The sequence below is a fragment of the Psychrobacter sp. UBA2514 genome (genome assembly GCF_002341255.1).
In the GTDB taxonomy this organism is placed as follows: domain Bacteria; phylum Pseudomonadota; class Gammaproteobacteria; order Pseudomonadales; family Moraxellaceae; genus Psychrobacter; species Psychrobacter pacificensis.
In genome coordinates this window covers 6,708-7,288 of record NZ_DDNS01000040.1, presented here as the reverse complement: position 1 = coordinate 7,288, position 581 = coordinate 6,708, and the positions used below count along the sequence as shown (strand labels likewise).

Here is a 581-nt window from a genome sequence, read left to right as displayed (position 1 = left end):
CAGAGGAGCTGGCGAGTACGATTAATAATCCCACACACTATCTGTTTGTCTATCCAAAAACCACGACAGGTGAGCGTGATGCAGAGGAAACAGGTGAAATACTTGGTTGTATCGCTGTCGATATAAAAACTGATGCCAACTCAAACAAAAAAGCCTATATCGGTATGTTTGCGGTACATCCTGAACTGCAAGGGCAGGGCGTTGGCAATGTGCTACTACAGGCTGCCGAGACTTTTGCCACACGACATCTGTTATCAACTGAAAATGACACTGATAAACAGCCTGCACGCTTAACCATGTCAATTTTGAGCCATCGCCCTGAGCTTTTGGCTTACTATCAGCGCCGTGGCTATCAGTTAAATGGTAATAAAATACCGTTCCCAAATGATGGTAATAATGGTGAGCCAAAACGCGAAGATTTAGAGCTATTGGAGTTAGAAAAAAGGGTCAGTGCATAGCCCCTATCTTGATGGCCCCCAAAAATGCCCAAAGGTCATAAATAGCCCAATACTGAGTAAGATAAATGCCACAATGATTAAGCGCTTAAACCAATTAAAGGCGGGCACGCGCGTGGCATTATC

General features: G+C 44.4%; 1 protein-coding gene. It reads left to right on the top strand.

The features are described from left to right. Positions 1 to 458, top strand: a 458-nt coding sequence (locus B3V51_RS10610; RefSeq protein WP_286708392.1) for a GNAT family N-acetyltransferase, incomplete at its 5' end; no start/stop codon positions are given. Positions 459 to 581: the final 123 nt, after the last annotated feature.